Source organism: Shewanella sp. 10N.286.45.A1, from assembly GCF_041470405.1.
Taxonomy (GTDB): domain Bacteria; phylum Pseudomonadota; class Gammaproteobacteria; order Enterobacterales; family Shewanellaceae; genus Shewanella.
This window is the reverse complement of the sequence record NZ_JBFRMK010000179.1, coordinates 1-18,155: the sequence shown is the minus strand read 5'-3', so window position 1 is coordinate 18,155 and position 18,155 is coordinate 1. Positions and strand designations below refer to the sequence as shown.

Sequence of the window (18,155 nt, the reverse complement as noted above, 5' to 3'; positions counted from 1 at the left end):
AGCGTCAGTTTTTGAGTCTAGCTGGCTATTCTCTACGGTATCACTTTGAGGTGATTCAGCATTGGCTGTTGTTTGTGCCTTTTTGGCCTTAGCTTTGGCAACAGCAGCGGCGATACGAGCTTTCTTAATGTTTTCTGCAGACTGCGGAGCGTCAGTTTGCGAGGTTAACTCGCTAGGAATTTCTTCATTAGCCTCAACTACATCTGTGTGTTGATGGTTGCCGGCATTACTGGTCTGAGCTTGCTTTTTAGCTTTAGCGCGCGCGATAGCTGCAGCTACTTTAGCCTTTTTATCGTCGACTGCAGTATTGCTTGGTTCAACAATAAGCGCTGAATCAGCAGGATTGGCCTGTTGTGCTTTTTTCGCTTTTGCTCTTGCAATCGCGGCATTTATTTTAGCTTTTTTGTCATCAACTACATCGTTTGTTTCAGTCGATGTGGTCGTTGTTTCTGACGATAATGACTTTTTAGCTTTTGCACGTGCAATTGCTGCTGCAACTTGTGCTTTCTTGTCTTGAGCTGGTTCAGGAGAAATATTGTCGGCAGATGACTCGGCAGCCTTCTTGGCTTTGATCCGTGCCATTGCTTCCGCTACAGCATTCTTATCAGTGCCAGTCATATTACTCTTACGACGTTCGGCGGCTTCTTTAGCTTTGTTCTCACGAGCGAGCTTTTCATCTTCCAAGCGTTGCTGTCTTGCATCAAAGCGCTGTTTAGCATAATCAGCTTGTTTCTTTTCTTCTGACTCTGTACGAAGCGCTGATTTTGCGACCCGGTAATATTCAACCAATGGGATATCACTAGGGCAAACATAGCTACAACAACCACACTCAATACAATCACTGAGATTGAAGCTGGCCGCTTTATCATATTCTTGTGCCTGGGCATGCCAAAATAGTTGTTGTGGCAGAAGTAAGGCAGGGCAGGCCACGGCACACTCTCCACAGCGAATACATGGCATTTCTGGTTGTTCAGGTGCTATCTCTTCACCGCTTGGCAATAAAATACAGTTAGTGCCTTTAAGTACTGGTGCAGAGACGTCAGGCAATGAATGTCCCATCATTGGGCCGCCTATAATAACTTTGTCCTGTTCAAGTCTGCCTTTAAAGCCTTTGGTTTGCAGTATATGGTCGATGGGTGTGCCGATCCGAATCCAATAGTTACCTGGGCTTTCACTATTTTGCCCTGTAACCGTGACAACTCTTGAAATTAGTGGCTGGCCGTTAATCACCGCATCTTGAATTGCGTAAGCCGTTCCCACATTTTGAACCAGCATACCGAGTTGTGCCGGAATTGCGCCTGATGGCACCTCTTGGCCAGTCAGGATCTGGATTAATTGCTTTTCTCCACCTGAAGGGTATTTAGTTGGTACGCTAGTTATTCGAGTTTTATCGCTAGACAGTTCACTTCGATTTAATGAATGCTGCATCGCTTCTATTGCTTCAGGCTTGTTATCTTCTATGGCGATAATGATACGCTTTGGTGTCAATAGGCGTTCAATGATCGCGATGCCTGAAATAACTTCATCGCTGTGCTCTTGCATCAGTCTATCGTCAGAGGTGATATAGGGCTCACACTCGATGCCATTGATGATCACAAGTTCAATATCGCTAGCGGGTCGCAGTTTTATATGAGTGGGGAACGCCGCGCCTCCAAGACCAGCAATGCCTGCGTCTTGTATTTTTTTTAAGATCTGTTGATTATCTAACGCCGAAACGTCACTGATCTTGGTTTCAGCTGCTTCATCCTTGCCATCGGCGATCAATATACAGCTTAACACTGGTAAACCTGACGCATGATTACTCGCCATAGGCTTTATCGCTGTAATCGTTCCGGATGTAGGCGCGTGCACAGGACAATGAGCAAAGCTTGTTCCTTCTGTAAGCGCTTGACCCTTTAGTACGTGTTCGCCAACATTAATGGTAAGCAGAGCACTGTCGCCCACTTGCGGGATCGGAACAATAAATTGCTTGGCCAAAGGCAACGTTTCAATTGCGGTTTTATTGGATAAGGTTTTTAACTCTGGCGGGTGAATACCGCCATGGGAGCGCCAAATGGTTCCTTTATCAATTTGTTCTAATAAAGTTAGCACTGCGGTTCCTCTTGCACTTGTTTCACTGGTATTGCATTTAACTGCCAATCCCACGTTTTAGTTGTTTGTTCTATCGGTAGCATGTCAATACAATCTACAGGGCAGGGAGCGACGCATAGATCGCATCCTGTGCAATAATCGGTGATTACTGTATGCATCAGCTTACCTGAGCCTAATATGGCATCTACAGGGCATGCCTGAATACATTTAGTACAGCCAATACACTCGTCTTCCCGTATAAACGCGACCTTCTTTACTTGTACTTCTTCTGTTGCTGTTAAAGGTTGGGGATCGACACCGAGCAGATCGGCAATTTTTTCCATGGTAGCGGTGCCACCAGGCGGACATTTATTGATTTGATCGCCGTTGGCAATAGCTTCAGCATAAGGTTTACAACCTGGGTAACCACATTGTCCACACTGGGTTTGAGGTAATAAGGCTTCAACTTGATCGACTAACGGATCACCTTCTACTTTAAATTTTTCTGCGGCAAATCCAAGCAAGACACCAAAGACAAGGGCGAGTATCGTGAGGACAACAATTGCAATAACAATACCTGACATGTTTATTTAACCAATCCTGTAAAGCCCATAAATGCGAGAGACATAAGACCTGCGGTAACCATGGCGATAGCACCGCCTTTAAATGGAGTTGGAACATCTGCAGCAGCAAGCCGTTCACGCATGGCGGAAAACAGGATAAGCACTAAAGAAAACCCTACTGCTGCGCCAAAGCCAAAAATTGCCGACTCTAAAAAGTTATGGTCTTCATTAATATTAAGTAGTGCCACACCTAGTACTGCACAGTTTGTCGTAATCAGTGGCAGATAAATTCCTAATGCGCGATGTAAAGATGCGCTGGTTTTCTGTACTAACATTTCAGTAAATTGAACGACGACAGCAATGACTAGAATAAAGCTCATTGTTCTGAGGTAGCCGAGATCAAACGGCAGCAGAAGGTACTGGTTTACGAGGTAGCTGAGAATAGAAGCCAAGGTCAGCACGAAAGTGGTCGCCATTGACATACCAATAGCCGACTCAAGTTTGCTTGATACTCCCATAAAGGGACATAGACCTAGGAATTTAACTAGTACAAAGTTATTGACCAGCACGGTGCCAACCAATAACAGGAGATATTCACTCATCTCAATTCATTATTTAGACAATATTACCGCTATTATCGGCTTTTCCGGCGCTATAAACAACACAAAGAAAGCAGGGACAAATGAATTTGGTTTCTAGTGAGTGAATTTAGAGCACCAATTGTGGCTTTTCACTGTTACTTACTGTTAATAAAGGGGTTGGTTTGGCGATGTAGTAGCCTTGAAGGCCATCCATTAACAAATGCTCCATCGCTAATTTCTCTTCTTGGTTTTCGACCCCAGTGGCGATCACTCGGATAGTGAGCTTTCTTGCTATATCAATAATCATTTTGACGAAGAATTGATTGTGGGAGTCAGAATTTATTCCTTGGGTATAGCTGCCGTCCAATTTAATAAAGTCTGGTCGTACATCTTTGAAAAACTTAAAAGAGGTGAAGCCTAGGCCAAATCGTTCAATAGATACACGTGCACCTACACTGTGGACTTCATTGATAAAGTGGTAAGTTGCGGACAAGTTTGTCTGCATCCCTGACTCATTGACTTCAAAAACTAACCTTGCTGCTAAGTGACGTTGACGACCCAACACATTTTTAAGCCAAGCAACAAAATTTTCTTGGTTTGCTGACGATGCCGATATATTTATACCAAATAAACCAGACATTGATGGTGTTTCATTGAGCATGCTTAAGGTCTTTAGAATGACGAGTTTGTCGAGCTCCTCGCTCATTCCATGGCGTTCAGCCATGGCGATTACGGTTGCCGTTGGAAGGAACTTGCCTTGGTCATTATAAAATCGAGATAGCAGCTCTCGGTATGATTCGACATCGTTTCTGCAGGGGCGGATAGGCTGGGCATAAAATTTTATCGCTTTACGTTTAACAATATCATCTATCGCGACTTTCCAGCGGCTATCACCAAATAACTCATCGCCAGTCAGTTTCTGTAATACATGTACACTGTTAGGCCCTAATGTTTGAGCAATACTCACGGCGGTATCAGCAAGGGTCATTAAAGATACCGGATCACTATCCTGTAAGTAGGGACACAAACCTATATAGGCAACTGAATCAGTACCTAAACTTTGCTGATAATCATCGAATGCACTCTTTACCTGCTCAATTATACTTGTGCCATCTTTAAGCGTGACATCCGGCAGTATGAGTGCAAAATCCGCTGTTGAGATCCGATAACAATAAGCATTCGGAGATTTAACTAACGATTTTCTAATGTGATTTGCAATTCTGGTTAAGTAATCGTCACCAGCCTCACGACCATGTAATTGGTTTATGGCACCAAGCTCTGTGGCTTTTACCATGGCAAGAACACCGAATTGTTGGCTATTAGGGGAGCAGATATCATTGAGTTTTTCTGTGAATTTAGCGCGGGTGCCGAAACCAGTAATAGGATCTTGAAATGCTGCTCTTGATAGTTTTTCATTGGACTCATTGAGCTTATCTATTTCGGCTTTTAAATCATGCTGACATGACTCAATCGCTGCTGCTAAAGGCTTGAATTCGCCTTTTAACTTAGATTTTTGTATCGAGTGAAAAGTAAAACTAGGCAGCTCTTCTATGATTTTTGCGCCATATTGAATTTTCTTTGTTTGGCGGTAAGTGAGTAGTAGTGTAAATAAACTGATAAACAGAAATGTGCCCCAAATGAGCATCAGTTGCAGTTTAAACTGTTCAACGATTTCTGAAAAAGTGTTTCCTATGGAAAGTTTTACTTGTAAGCGCCCATTTGTTAAAGATTGGGTATAGGGGATATCGACGTCAAAGAAGTTACTTGTTATATCGTCATTTTTAAAAAGTAATTGACCTTTAGTGTAACTATTATCGCTATCATTGCTGTCTATATATTGAAAAAATTGAAAAGAGAACTGCTGGTCTAAATCCTGATATAAATCCTTACCATCGCCCTGCCAAATGCTCTTTGCTGCAATGCTGGTGGTGTATTGTGCGAGTACTTCTTCGCTGTTTTTTTCTATGTCAGCTCGATTGATTGAGTATGTGATAAACGTAAGCACGCAAAAAATGGATACTAAAAATAGCTGATAATATCGGAAACTAGTCATATTGAGTCCATTCACATTTATAGAAGACGGTGATACTGCTAAAAGATTTATCAAAGGCCATTATAAACATGTTTTAAATTTATTATCAGTCGCTTTACTTGAGGAATTTTAATTGGAGATAATCTTTGCTGAAATGCTGAAATGCTGAAATGCTGAAATGCTGAAATGCTGAAATGCTGAAATGCTGAAATGCTGAAATGCTGAAATGCTGAAATGCGGTTGGCTCCCCAGACTGGACTCGAACCAGTGACATACGGATTAACAGTCCGCCGTTCTACCAACTGAACTACAGGGGAATCGTTTGTTACCTATAACACGCTTTGTTAGATTGGCTCCCCAGACTGGACTCGAACCAGTGACATACGGATTAACAGTCCGCCGTTCTACCAACTGAACTACAGGGGAATCGAATAAATCTAACTATAAATAAAGTGGCTCCCCAGACTGGACTCGAACCAGTGACATACGGATTAACAGTCCGCCGTTCTACCAACTGAACTACAGGGGAATCGCATTTTACTTATATTTTGATAAAAAATTGGCTCCCCAGACTGGACTCGAACCAGTGACATACGGATTAACAGTCCGCCGTTCTACCAACTGAACTACAGGGGAATTACATTTTTATCAATATTTAGCTGTTTATATAAAAGTGGCTCCCCAGACTGGACTCGAACCAGTGACATACGGATTAACAGTCCGCCGTTCTACCAACTGAACTACAGGGGAATTGCTCTTTTATACATACATACAGATAAATATCTGATTAACTTAAACTTTGGCTCCCCAGACTGGACTCGAACCAGTGACATACGGATTAACAGTCCGCCGTTCTACCAACTGAACTACAGGGGAATCGAATAAGTTACGTCTCGTTGAAGACGGAGCGCATATTAAATCGCTCTTACAACTGAGTCAACTCGACAACGGAAAAAAAGTGGATTTATAGGGTTAAGTGTTCAGCAAATGCGCATCATGGTGACGAATGCACCATATTTTACATTAAGTGGGCAGTTAGAGTGCAAGTATATGAGTTAATCGTAGTTTTAGATTGGTTACTAGCAATATCGAGTCAAAGAGTGCTGGTAGTGTTGTCGGTGCAATAATTTCATATGTAATAAAATTACAAAATCTTTTCTCGCCATACTAAAGTAGCACTACTGGTTAAAAGTCCCGCTATAGCAAGGCTTACATGAGTTATCCACTAAATCTGTGGATAAGCCTGTGGGTTAAGTCAAAAAATCTGTTGCAAACGCCTATGAATAGGGGCTTGAGGTTAAAATGCACAATTTTGCTAGGATTTTTTTTTATTGTTTAAAAACATATTGATGCAAAAATCAACAGTTAATTTATGCACCTTCTCAAATTGTTGCTAATTTGTAACTGCCTAATGTAGCTGGATTGTGAATTAAAACGCCATTTTTAGGCTAGTGTAGAGCAAGGAGGCAAGCTAAGTCTTTGATTGTTTATATGTCACAAACTTTCACAGCAATAAACAGAAGTTGTCATCTTTATTTGTTATAGCAATCGATTTTTAGTCTCGGGCATAAGTTTTGATTGTGTAAGGAGCAAGGCAAGGGCTAGGTTATCCTTTTCGTTAATAATGAATTAAATATCGAGACTCAACATAATTTTCCAGCTTTGCCCCATCTTAATGATCAAATAGGGTAAAATACGCCCAAGAAAAACGAGGAAGCTTAACTTAGTGTCTGAATCTGTATTTCAATTGGAATCCCAGTACAAACCTGCAGGTGATCAGCCTACAGCCATTAATCAACTAGTTGATGGATTAGAGTCAGGTTTGGCTAGCCAAACCCTGTTAGGAGTCACTGGCTCTGGCAAAACCTTTACGATTGCTAATGTAATAGAAAAAATGTCGCGTCCCACCATCATAATGGCACCTAATAAGACGTTGGCAGCACAGCTGTATGGGGAAATGAAGGAATTTTTCCCCCATAATGCTGTTGAGTATTTCGTTTCTTATTACGATTATTACCAACCTGAAGCCTATGTGCCTTCGACAGGGACCTTTATTGAGAAAGATGCCTCCGTCAATGCACATATTGAGCAAATGCGTTTGTCGGCCACCAAAGCATTGTTAGAGCGAAAAGATGTGGTGTTAATCGCATCAGTATCTGCTATCTATGGTTTGGGCGATCCTAAGTCCTATATGAAAATGTTATTGCACCTTAGAGAAGGCGCAATAATGGATCAACGCGATATGCTCAAACGACTCAGCGAACTGCAATATACTCGCAATGATATCGAACTACAGCGTGGTACGTACCGTGTTCGTGGTGAAGTGATCGATGTGTTCCCTGCCGATTCAGACAAACATGCTATAAGAGTAGAGCTTTTTGATGATGAAATAGAACGCTTAAGTTTGTTCGACCCATTGACTGGCCACATTATTAAGCGTATTGCGCGTATAACTGTTTATCCAAAGAGTCACTATGTAACACCGCGTGAATCGATAATGGCGGCAACAGAAGATATAAAAGAGGAGCTTCGCGAACGTAAAAAGCAGTTATTAGACCTAAATAAACTGATAGAAGAGCAGCGTATCACTGAGCGGGTACAATATGATGTCGAAATGATGACGGAGCTGGGCTATTGCTCTGGTATCGAGAACTACTCTCGCTATCTCTCCGGGCGAGCCCCTGGTGATGGGCCACCAACATTACTTGATTACCTGCCTGAAGATGGTTTATTGATCATCGATGAGTCACACGTCACGGTGCCTCAAATTGGCGCTATGTACAAAGGCGACCGTTCGCGAAAGATGAACTTAGTTGAGTATGGGTTTCGTTTACCGTCAGCGCTGGACAACAGACCATTAAAGTTTGAAGAGTTTGAGGCATTAATGCCACAAAGCATTTTTGTTTCAGCGACTCCTAGTGACTACGAAATTGATAAATCTGAGGGTCAGATAGCAGAGCAAGTTGTTAGGCCTACAGGTCTGCTAGATCCTGAGATTGAAGTCAGGCCGGTTGGTATACAGGTCGATGATCTGCTGTCTGAGATTGGCAAACGCGTAGCAGTCAACGAGCGGGTGCTAGTGACTACCTTGACGAAGAGAATGTCTGAAGACCTTTCTGAATACTTGGATGAGCATGGCGTAAAAGTAAGGTATTTGCACTCAGACATCGATACCGTTGAACGCGTTGAAATCATTCGCGACCTTAGACTGGGTGTATTTGATGTGCTTATTGGTATTAACTTACTGCGTGAGGGATTGGATATGCCTGAGGTTTCCTTAGTCTGTATTCTTGATGCAGATAAAGAGGGTTTCTTGCGTTCAGAACGTTCTCTTATCCAGACCATAGGGCGAGCTGCACGAAACGTTAACGGTAAAGTTATTCTATATGGTGACCGTATCACTAAGTCTATGGACAAGGCGATTACGGAAACAAACCGCCGTAGGGAGATGCAACATCAGTACAATCTTGATAATGGCATCACACCTAAAGGAGTGATTAAGCGTATTACCGATGTGATGGATGTGGGTGATAGCGATAATGTGTCGGGCGAGTTAGATAGGGTTGCAGAAAATGGTGCAGAGTACCATGCAAAACCCGCCGATATCAGCCATGAGATCGATAAGCTTGAAAAGCAGATGCATGAACATGCCAAGAACCTTGAGTTTGAAGAGGCTGCAGCAATCAGAGATAGAGTTGGCAGATTACGTGAACAATTTATAAAGGCGTAACGGAAGCTCAATTGGGAATTTAATCGAATAGGAGACTGAGGTCTCCTATTTTTATCGATTACTTTTCACTTGATTAAAGCCATAAAGACACGCTAAGCAGATAAAACCGCTTACTACGCCTATTAAGTGTGCTTCAGTAGCAACACGCGCACCGATGAGGGATGACACTTCTTGGCTGGCACCAAAGGATTGCTCATAGGTCACTTTTAAAATCACCCCAAGCGTTAATAAGTAACCCATTTTAAGCCCTTTGCAGATATCTTGCACCGCACCATAAACAAAAAGCCCATGTAACAACCCACTCAGGCCAACGTAACCTAGGGTGTTTGGAAAGAATATGAGTAATCCAAAGCCTTGCATTAAACCTAAGCTTAACACTAAAAGAGCGATTGTTTTGGCACTGTAATGTTGCTCAAACAGTAACACTATTACCCACAAACCCGCCAAATTCATGGCTAAATGCCAGATATTGGTATGTAGGAAATTACCACTTAATAACCGCCACCATTGTCCTTCTAAAATGAGTTCTCGTCTATAGGCTAAAGCGTCATCTAAGCCTAGCGCGAATAGCAGAACGCAAAGCACGCTAATTAAAGTGACCACAAAATAGCGGCTATTGATCATTGGCATTATTTTGCGCATTTCGCGGTTAGCTGTGCTTGAATGGCCGTCGAATTTGTTAAATACTCATCGAGTCCGCGTTGACGCAATATACACGCTGGGCATGTACCACAACCGTCTCCTTTTAAACCGTTATAGCAGGTTAATGTTTGATGACGAACTAACTCCAGGCTATCGTATTTATCTGCAAGCGCCCAGGTTTCCGCTTTATTAAGCCACATTAATGGGGTGCTGATGGTGAGTTGTTTATCCATCCCTTGGACCAGTGCTGTTTGCATTGACTTTATGAATTCGTCTCGACAATCTGGGTAGCCAGAGAAGTCTGTTTCACAAACCCCTGTAATAATAACGTCGGCATTTACTTGGTATGCGTAGATCCCAGCGAGAGTGAGAAATAAAATATTTCGGCCTGGAACAAACGTATTGGGGATTGCGTTGCCGTCTTTATTATCCTCGATTGGGATATCGCGGGTGAGAGCTGAAACTGTTAGATCATTTAAGATCCCAACATCTAGTACCTGATGACTTTTAGCACCTAACTTAGAAGATAACTCTCTGGCTATCTCTATCTCTTGCCTATGCCTTTGGCCGTAATCGAAAGTCACGCAATGAACTTCATCATATTGGGTGAGTGCTTGAATGAGACAGGTCGTGGAATCTTGGCCACCAGAAAATACGACAATAGCTTTTGACATAATAATAGAACTTCAATTTATATGGAGATGAGAGGCGATAGTTTAACGCAGCGCGGTTTGCATTTAAACTACTTGCTACACAGTTAAAAATCCTCTATAAATGCCGCCCTGCTGAACTCGAGGAAAAGATGATGAACTACCCAGTCAATGAAGTGTTTGAAACCATACAAGGTGAAGGCTATTTTACCGGTGTACCGGCTATTTTTGTAAGGCTTCAAGGTTGTCCTGTTGGCTGCGCTTGGTGTGATACCAAACACACCTGGGACGTTATTGAGGCAAATCGAGTCGCACCTGAGTTAGTGATCCAAGTTGACGGAACAATAGGGCGCTGGTCTGAGTTAACTAGCGAGCAATTGGTTAACGCTTTTAAAGACAAGGGATTTACGGCTAAACATATCGTGATAACTGGCGGTGAGCCTTGCATGTACGACCTGTCTGATATGACTCGTTACTTACATCAAAACGGCTATCAGACACAGATAGAAACCAGTGGCACCTTTGAGGTGGCATGTGACAGCGCAACCTGGGTTACGGTCTCACCTAAAATTAACATGAAAGGTGGTTATAAGGTACTTGCACAAGCACTTGAGCGAGCTAATGAAATTAAGCATCCTATTGCCACAAGCAATCATATCGATGAACTCGATGCTCTCTTAGCCGATATTGACTTAGCCGATAAGACCATCTGCTTACAACCTATTAGCCAAAAGCCAAGAGCGACTGAACTTGCGATGAAGACTTGTATTGATAGAAATTGGCGCCTTTCAATTCAAACTCATAAATATTTAGATATAGATTAGCCGCGAAGTTAGTATTATTGGATTTCCGTTAACGGTATTAATCCGTTGAGAATGCTACAAAATACAGCCCTTGTGAGTAACACTCAGCAAGGGCTTTTTTATGCTTATTACTTATTTAGCTGCCGGACAATTAAGTACGCTTGTTTCACTGAAGTGGGCTAGGGCATTGTTATAGGGCGTCAAATCGCCGATATTGTCTGTAATCCATTGAGCATCGTAATAGGTGTCAAGGTAACGCTCGCCAGAGTCACAAATTAAGGTCACAATTGATCCTGTCTCTCCTCTCTCTGCCATCTCTGATGCGAGCTGCAGGGCGCCGTAAAGGTTTGTTCCTGTCGATGGGCCAGTTTTACGTCCGATAATTTTTTCTAGCCAGTTTATGGTAGCCAAAGATGCAGGATCTGGGATTTTTCGCATCTCATCGACAACGCCGGGTATAAAAGAGGGTTCAACTCTTGGGCGGCCGATGCCTTCAATTTTACTGCCATTTGTGCAGGTGATATCAGCGTTACCTGTATTAAAGTAATCAAAAAATACTGAGTTTTCAGGGTCAACAACGCACAGCTTAGTTGCTAGTCGTTGATAGCGAATATAGCGTCCAATTGTCGCTGATGTGCCACCGGTACCAGGGCTCATAACAACCCATGATGGGATAGAGTGTTGTTCTCTTTCCATTTGATTAAAAATGGAGTTGGCAATGTTATTGTTACCACGCCAATCGGTAGCACGCTCAGCGTAAGTAAACTGATCCATATAATGGCCGTCTAACTCCTTGGCTAAACGTTCTGATTCAGCGTAGATCTTACTTGAATGATCGACAAAGTGGCATTGGCCACCGTAGAACTCTATTTGCTGTATTTTTTTCTTTGCGGTACTGCTTGGCATGACGGCAATAAAAGGCAGTCCAAGTAGGCGGGCAAAGTAGGCTTCTGATACAGCTGTGCTGCCTGAAGATGATTCGATTACTGTGGTGTTCTCTTTGATCCAGCCATTACATAGAGCGTAAAGAAAAAGCGAACGAGCGAGTCTATGTTTCAAACTACCAGTAGGGTGGGTGCTTTCATCTTTAAGGTAAATATCAATGCCACTCAAATTGGGAGTATCAAGTTTTATTAGATGAGTGTCTGCACTTCGTTGAAAGTCTGCATCGATTTTTTCGATGGCTTGATTTACCCAAGAACTAGTCACAATAAGGCCTTTGATGTTGATCAGAAAGCTAAATCATAGTGAAATTAAGGGCACAATGGTAGAGACAATAACAGATAATAATCAGAAGTTTAGAACTGTAACAATAGCTCATAACTTGATTAACTTTGAAGTTACAAATGAACGCTGTTGAGTATTTTTAAATTAACGGAGAAAGATGTTGAGCAAGAATTCACGTCGAATAGATATAGAAAGAGAGTTAAGAAGTGGTGGAGGGAGAAGGATTCGAACCTTCGAAGGCTGAGCCATCAGATTTACAATCTGGTCCCTTTGGCCACTCGGGAACCCCTCCACATTTTCTTACTTTTTACTGCACACAATATTGGCCTACTGTGTTTATTACATTTCAATTTGTCGATAGAAGTGGTGGAGGGAGAAGGATTCGAACCTTCGAAGGCTGAGCCGTCAGATTTACAATCTGATCCCTTTGGCCACTCGGGAACCCCTCCACATATCTCTTTCTACAAATTGTGCGCAAATGGTGGAGGGAGAAGGATTCGAACCTTCGAAGGCTGAGCCGTCAGATTTACAATCTGATCCCTTTGGCCACTCGGGAACCCCTCCTCAATTGCGGCGGCAATAGTAGTCAGAATTTTTTCTCATGTAAAGCTTAAATTTAAAATAATTACTAAAGTAATCTGCTAAGTGGTCGATTAACTATCAACAGGTTGTTTTATCGGTTTTTTTTTATGCAAATAGCGCATTATGCAAGCAGTTAGCCCCTTAGTTAACGAATTACAATTAGGCTCGCGTCTCAACAGTGCTGTTGAGTCGAATCGCCGCGGTGAGTTTGCTTTATTGCTATCACTGTTGTCTGTAGATGCTCGTGATATGGCTCAATTTCAGACTCCAGAGTTCAAACAAGAAGATTTGCGTACCAAATTTGAACTAGGGGGAAGTCAGCCTTTGATAAAACGGCTTTCGACTGACTCTCCAGTGACGAATAACAGCACAGCATTTCAAAATGGTGGCGTGACAGCTTTTAGATTGAATAATGCAATGGATGAAGAGGCTCTTGTGATCCGTGGTAATGAGCAACTGGACATGGAAGAAGTATTAGCTAACTGTGATAACCATACACGTAATCGATACCAGAATATTGCGATTGAACAGAGCGTAAAATCAACGCACTTCGTTGACCAGTTGGTAATGCAGCGACAAATGAGTGAATTAATTGCTCAAGCTTGAGAATGATCCCTTTGTTACACTCTAAGCTGATATATAATTAAGTCATAATTATTAGTTTGGGAATTGGTTAACATGAAAAATATTCAAAAAGCGCAGTCTGATTTAGTTAATGATACGTGTAATGATTGTGGTAGCTTTGTTGATGTTGGCGCTGTAATTGATGAGCACGACACCATTTTAGAGCTTACACTTGCCGGCGAAAATGCGTCGACTTTAGCGAATGAGTTGGCTGAAAAAGCGAAAAACCGTTTCGAAGAGGTCGGTAGTGTCGTTACAACTCACGGTGATGAGCTTATATTAACGCTAACATTCTCATTTAGTGCAGAAAAAATGATCTTTCAATTAGAGAATAGTTTGTAACTTAAGGCAGTAATTGTTGCTGCTGTAACGGCTTTTCGTGTATCTTAATGCACTATAAAAAATATAATTTAGGGTTTGGTGCGAAGACGTCAAACCATTTGGTAGACCATTTGTTTACCGCTTTTTAGGATATCGAGTGAAGAAACATAGATACCAGAAATTGTTAGAACAAATTGTTAACTCAGAGGCTAAGCAATGTGGCGATTTTTCTGCCACTGCTAAATTGGCTGCTGAGTTGCTTTTAGAACAGCTCGCTGTATCTCGAGTTGTTGTTTCTGGTTTAAATGAAGAATCAAATATTCTTGAAAATGTATTTAGCACATCAATCTCTGCAGACGTTTCACGCCCATTGCCATCTCATTGCCCCACTTTTGTAGAAGAGCTTAGGGTTAATCGCCATATCGCATCCGACTGCTGTATATCAGATCCGCGGCTAGTTGAACTTAATCCTTTCTATCGTCAACAGAACATAACAGCAGCTTTAGAAGTTGCTATACGGATTAATGGTCACCTAGAGGGAATATTGAGCTTAGAACGCAATAGCGAACTATTGCCATGGCAAGAATCTGAAATACAGTTAGCGTCTCAAGTTGCTGATCAGCTTGCGCTGACATTAGCGACTAAATACGCTTACGATAAAGACGAACGGTTAAAATTATTTTTGTCTGCAACGGAACAGTCAGATCAAATAATGATGGTGGTAAACCTCGCATCATCAACGATTGAATACGTTAATAACGCGCATTTTGTATTAACCCAAATACCCAAAGACCAGATCATTGGTCGGCCAGTACAAGATTTAGAATTCTTTAAACAATTCCCAGAAGAAGCTGAAATTGTGCTGAGTAAAGCGAAAGCAGGGGAAAGCTCTGAAGAAGAGATTAAACTTGTTCGTCGCGATGGAACTGACTATTGGGTGAGGCTCTCTGTTAAACGCTTCATCTCAGAAAGAGGCAATCACTTTGCTTTAATCAATGCCGATAACTGTACCGAGCAGCATCAACATCAAAGTGAGTTGGAGCGGTTAGCTTGGCGTTGTGGGTTAACGGGCTTATATAATCGAACTCACTTTGGCAGAGTGTTAGATAGAGCTAAAGAGGGTCATCTCGTTCTTATCGACCTTCGCGGTTTTAAACGCTTTAACGATACCTATGGCCATGCCAATGGCGATTTAATGTTGGTAGAAGTTGCTAGACGTATTAGACATTTCGCAGATATTAATCAGATAGAAGAAATAGCTCGAATTGGTAGTGATGAATTTGCAATATTGATCAATGACTCACGTGACATAGATGTGATCACTACCTTAATCGAGCGTTTATACAATAAATTAGAAGTACCGGTTAGTATTGGTACCGAGCAAATAGAACCGAAACCCGCTTTAGCAGCAGTTGATATTGCCTCTATTGAACAGCTATTCCCAGCACTAACTTGTGCAGATATTGCCCTGCAATATGCAAAAAGTAAGCAGGGTAGTGCCATACAAGTGTTTAACTCTGCTTTGCTGAATGCATTTAAGGATGATGCACAGATAGAGCGTGACTTAGCGGTGGCGATAAAAGGACGTCAGTTCGAGCTGTACTACCAGCCATTAAAAGACTTAAAGAAGCAGGCTTACATAGGTGCAGAAGCCTTGATCCGCTGGCACCATCCAAAAAAGGGTGTGTTATACCCGGGTGCATTTATTGATATTGCTGAGCAAACGGGATTAATCACCGATATCGGTTCATGGGTACTTGAAGCTGCATGTAAACAGTTAAATTTATGGCAGCATCGTCAAATTGATATATCAATGCACGTTAATGTTTCAGCGAGACAATTTTTTAGTGGTACGCTGTTTGAGCAAGTTTGGGAACTAATAGGCCGCTATCGTTTAAAACCTCATAGTTTGATACTGGAAATTACTGAAACCGAGCTAATGGAAGATATACGTTCTGCCACTAATCTGTGCAACGAACTTGCTGAGTTAGGGGTAGGACTAGCCATTGACGATTTTGGCACTGGTTATAGCTCAATGCGTTATCTCAAGCAATTTCCTATCAGTAAGCTTAAAATTGATCGCTCGTTTATATCAGATCTTACTGTTAGCCATGAAAGTCGTGAAATTGTCAGTGCGATTATCGCTATGGCATCAGCTCTCAATATCTCGCTGACAGCAGAAGGGGTTGAAACCAAAGAGCAGGAGCTTTTCTTAGCCGATCATCTATGTCACCAAGCTCAAGGCTTCTTATATAGCCCAGCGCTGAGAGTGTCTGAATTTGGTGAATTTCTAGAAGAGTCGTCAACATCAGTTCATTGATGGATTAATATTTACATACAGCACTGTTTAAACTTCTTTTTACTGCCACAAACACATAGCTCATTTCGTTTTGGATATATAGGGTTATGTTGTACACCTTCGGTGTAATACCAACTACCATTTTCTTTAATAAAATCAGAACTCTCGTGTATGGCATCTAATTGATTATTATCTTTAAACCAAGCTTGAAAAGTCACCTTGCCTCGTAGAGCTGATTCTGACGAAGAGATAACCTCTAAACTAAGCCAATTAGGTTGAGTACCTTCACTTAAGACCTGAGCTGTTAAGCCGCACAGGTGTTGTTGGTGATGAGTTTCAATTAGGTAATCAAAAAGTCCTAAATAAAAAGCAGTAAAGCGCGAGCTCATTAACTGCTCTGGATTAGATGCTTTCACCTTTTTTAAATGTAATGGCTCACAGCAGTGTTTGTAGTCATTCCCTGAGCAACATGGACACTCTGTTACTGGGTCATTGTTTGGATTGGTCATCAAATTTAGGCTTTTCAAAGCTATTTAGGGCAGTAAATTGCCGACCATAATATAGGTTTGATGAAGGCTTAGCATTAAAATAAAAAGAAGCTTCAGCTCTATTGTTAGTATCTACGGTTAAATACCATTTACCATCAGCTTTCTTTTTAGACACTGTGACGAATTTACCCGCAAATTCGCTAACCGGTTCGCCTGCATCGACAGAAGGATGGAAGCGAATAAGGTAGTAGCCAATATCCGTTGCGCTTGAGCCTTCGATGTTTCTTTCGATGACTCTAAAGTCGACCTCTATTTTGGCATTTTTATGCTTTATCTTACCAAAAAAGGTTTTGTACAATTCAACAATATTGTCACGGCCAACGGTGATCTCTTCACCTTGGCTTTCTGGGATATAGCACGCATCCTCAGAGTAAATAGAATGTAATCGGCTAACATCTAATTCATTAAATGCTTCATTGAAGTGATCATAAAGTTCATTCAACGCTTCGTTATCATTAGCGAAAGCGAGGCCTATTGCCGATATATAGAGGCAAATAGCTAGCATTAAATGATTTATAGCTTTTTTAAACATGTATGGCTTCAAAACAGTAATTCCTACCATCACTATAATCGACCCTATGATTGAACAAAAGAATTAGATCTTTACAAAGTGTGTAGATTTAATGTTAAGGCGATTAAGTGAACGAATTCAGTTAAAAAGGTTATTCATAGCACTTGCTTAGACTGGTAGATAAATAACAATAAGATAGAGTGATATTGCTTAGCATAATACAGTGCAGCATTCGTTATATTTGTACTCACTTGAGTCGTGGCTATTTGGATTATGCGTGTTGCTGGAGTAGACTAATTTTAGGTTAACGAGCAGGTAGGAGATAGTGATGCTGGAAGAAGATATGGCAATGTTTATGGATGAGATGTCAGGCGTAACACCGATGAAAAATAATCTCACCAATGCTTCTGTCAATAGTATTAATCCAACTGATTCACAACTACTGCGACGTAAAGAACTTGAAGCCAGTGAATCTTTGCTGAGATTAACGTTAGATGTTAACCAAATCAAAGCGCTTGAACCAGAGCAGGTAATAGGCTTCAAACGCGATGGTGTACAAAGCGCAGTGTTTGACAGGCTCAGCTGCGGTGGTTATAAGATTGCTAACGAAGTTGATATACATCCATTAAAGCTTGCTTTAGCCAGAGAGGTACTGTTTCAGTCGATTGAGCAGGCCATAGATTTGGGGCAGCGAAGTATATTGGTTATTCATGGTAAAGGTGCCAGAAGTAAACCTATTGCAGCCTTGATGAAGTCCTTTACCGTTGCTTGGTTAACTCAAATAGACTCAGTGTTAGCGTTTCACAGTGCAAAACCGCATCATGGTGGAACTGGAGCGCTTTATGTCATGTTAACTAAATCGGCACAAAAGCGAATTGAAACTCAAGAAGTTAATCACAAAGGTGCTAATACGCGCTAATAGAGTGTAGATCTAGCCAAGTTAACATGAGTTCAGAGCCTGTGTCGGATTCT

General features: G+C 41.7%; 15 protein-coding genes and 9 tRNA genes. 6 read left to right on the top strand and 18 right to left on the bottom strand.

Features of this window, described 5'->3' with window-relative positions; genetic code table 11:
* From rsxC to AB4238_RS14090, 10 genes are all read right to left on the bottom strand, one after another.
* On the bottom strand, positions 1-2,091 hold a 2,091-nt coding region (gene rsxC / locus AB4238_RS14135; protein ID WP_372033992.1), incomplete at its 3' end, for an electron transport complex subunit RsxC.
* Entirely contained in the window at positions 2,085-2,654 is a 570-nt protein-coding gene (rsxB, locus tag AB4238_RS14130; RefSeq protein WP_372033991.1) for an electron transport complex subunit RsxB, read from the bottom strand. The genes rsxC and rsxB, both read right to left, overlap by 7 nt.
* Positions 2,655-2,656: 2 nt before the next feature.
* Positions 2,657-3,235, bottom strand: a complete 579-nt coding sequence (gene rsxA, locus AB4238_RS14125; RefSeq protein WP_372033990.1) for an electron transport complex subunit RsxA — start codon at positions 3,233-3,235, stop codon at positions 2,657-2,659.
* A 106-nt stretch (positions 3,236-3,341) separates the two neighbouring features.
* On the bottom strand, positions 3,342-5,267 hold the full coding sequence (locus tag AB4238_RS14120) for an EAL domain-containing protein (RefSeq protein WP_372033989.1): 1,926 nt from the start codon (positions 5,265-5,267) through the stop codon (positions 3,342-3,344).
* 220 nt (positions 5,268-5,487) lie between these two features.
* Positions 5,488-5,563, bottom strand: a tRNA-Asn gene (locus AB4238_RS14115).
* Positions 5,564-5,596: 33 nt separating this feature from the next.
* Positions 5,597-5,672 (bottom strand) — tRNA-Asn (locus AB4238_RS14110).
* Between the two features lie 27 nt (positions 5,673-5,699).
* A tRNA-Asn gene (locus AB4238_RS14105) sits at positions 5,700-5,775 on the bottom strand.
* Between the two features lie 31 nt (positions 5,776-5,806).
* Positions 5,807-5,882: transfer RNA gene (locus AB4238_RS14100), tRNA-Asn, on the bottom strand.
* A 38-nt stretch (positions 5,883-5,920) separates the two neighbouring features.
* Positions 5,921-5,996, bottom strand: a tRNA-Asn gene (locus AB4238_RS14095).
* 50 nt (positions 5,997-6,046) lie between these two features.
* Positions 6,047-6,122: transfer RNA gene (locus AB4238_RS14090), tRNA-Asn, on the bottom strand.
* Between the two features lie 850 nt (positions 6,123-6,972).
* On the opposite strand from AB4238_RS14090, the gene uvrB reads away from it, so the two are divergent.
* On the top strand, positions 6,973-8,976 hold the full coding sequence (gene uvrB, locus AB4238_RS14085) for an excinuclease ABC subunit UvrB (protein WP_372033988.1): 2,004 nt from the start codon (positions 6,973-6,975) through the stop codon (positions 8,974-8,976).
* Positions 8,977-9,027: 51 nt separating this feature from the next.
* Here uvrB and rrtA read toward each other — a convergent pair whose 3' ends face one another.
* Positions 9,028-9,600, bottom strand: coding sequence for a rhombosortase (gene rrtA / locus AB4238_RS14080; RefSeq protein ID WP_372033994.1), 573 nt, complete (start codon positions 9,598-9,600; stop codon positions 9,028-9,030).
* Between the two features lie 5 nt (positions 9,601-9,605).
* Positions 9,606-10,292 (bottom strand): 7-cyano-7-deazaguanine synthase QueC, encoded by a 687-nt coding sequence (gene queC, locus AB4238_RS14075; protein ID WP_372033987.1) that lies wholly within the window; start codon positions 10,290-10,292, stop codon positions 9,606-9,608.
* A 131-nt stretch (positions 10,293-10,423) separates the two neighbouring features.
* Between queC and queE the strand changes: the two genes are divergently transcribed.
* Positions 10,424-11,092: a 7-carboxy-7-deazaguanine synthase QueE gene (gene queE, locus AB4238_RS14070; protein ID WP_372033993.1), complete on the top strand. Its 669-nt coding sequence runs from the start codon at positions 10,424-10,426 to the stop codon at positions 11,090-11,092.
* 111 nt (positions 11,093-11,203) lie between these two features.
* Here queE and AB4238_RS14065 read toward each other — a convergent pair whose 3' ends face one another.
* The 4 genes from AB4238_RS14065 to AB4238_RS14050 form a co-directional block, all read right to left on the bottom strand.
* The gene (locus AB4238_RS14065) at positions 11,204-12,280 is read right to left on the bottom strand and encodes a PLP-dependent cysteine synthase family protein (protein WP_372033986.1); all 1,077 of its coding nucleotides are present in this window, start codon (positions 12,278-12,280) and stop codon (positions 11,204-11,206) included.
* A gap of 225 nt (positions 12,281-12,505) precedes the next feature.
* Positions 12,506-12,590 (bottom strand) — tRNA-Tyr (locus AB4238_RS14060).
* A gap of 72 nt (positions 12,591-12,662) precedes the next feature.
* Positions 12,663-12,747: transfer RNA gene (locus tag AB4238_RS14055), tRNA-Tyr, on the bottom strand.
* Between the two features lie 30 nt (positions 12,748-12,777).
* Positions 12,778-12,862 (bottom strand) — tRNA-Tyr (locus AB4238_RS14050).
* 141 nt (positions 12,863-13,003) lie between these two features.
* On the opposite strand from AB4238_RS14050, the gene AB4238_RS14045 reads away from it, so the two are divergent.
* From AB4238_RS14045 to AB4238_RS14035, 3 genes are all read left to right on the top strand, one after another.
* Positions 13,004-13,486, top strand: coding sequence for a VC2046/SO_2500 family protein (locus tag AB4238_RS14045; RefSeq protein ID WP_372033985.1), 483 nt, complete (start codon positions 13,004-13,006; stop codon positions 13,484-13,486).
* A gap of 72 nt (positions 13,487-13,558) precedes the next feature.
* Positions 13,559-13,846, top strand: coding sequence for a DUF406 family protein (locus AB4238_RS14040; protein WP_372033984.1), 288 nt, complete (start codon positions 13,559-13,561; stop codon positions 13,844-13,846).
* Positions 13,847-13,982: 136 nt separating this feature from the next.
* On the top strand, positions 13,983-16,145 hold the full coding sequence (locus tag AB4238_RS14035) for a putative bifunctional diguanylate cyclase/phosphodiesterase (RefSeq protein WP_372033983.1): 2,163 nt from the start codon (positions 13,983-13,985) through the stop codon (positions 16,143-16,145).
* A gap of 11 nt (positions 16,146-16,156) precedes the next feature.
* Here AB4238_RS14035 and AB4238_RS14030 read toward each other — a convergent pair whose 3' ends face one another.
* Positions 16,157-16,633 carry a YchJ family protein gene (locus AB4238_RS14030; RefSeq protein ID WP_372033982.1) on the bottom strand — a complete coding sequence of 159 codons (477 nt, stop codon included), beginning with the start codon at positions 16,631-16,633 and terminating at the stop codon, positions 16,157-16,159.
* The gene (locus AB4238_RS14025; RefSeq protein ID WP_248975433.1) at positions 16,614-17,204 is read right to left on the bottom strand and encodes a nuclear transport factor 2 family protein; all 591 of its coding nucleotides are present in this window, start codon (positions 17,202-17,204) and stop codon (positions 16,614-16,616) included. The genes AB4238_RS14030 and AB4238_RS14025 overlap by 20 nt, the downstream gene beginning before the upstream one ends.
* 307 nt (positions 17,205-17,511) lie before the next feature.
* Here AB4238_RS14025 and smrA point away from each other — a divergent pair, with 307 nt between their 5' ends.
* Positions 17,512-18,102, top strand: a complete 591-nt coding sequence (gene smrA, locus AB4238_RS14020; protein WP_372033981.1) for a DNA endonuclease SmrA — start codon at positions 17,512-17,514, stop codon at positions 18,100-18,102.
* The last annotated feature ends 53 nt before the right edge of the window (positions 18,103-18,155 follow it).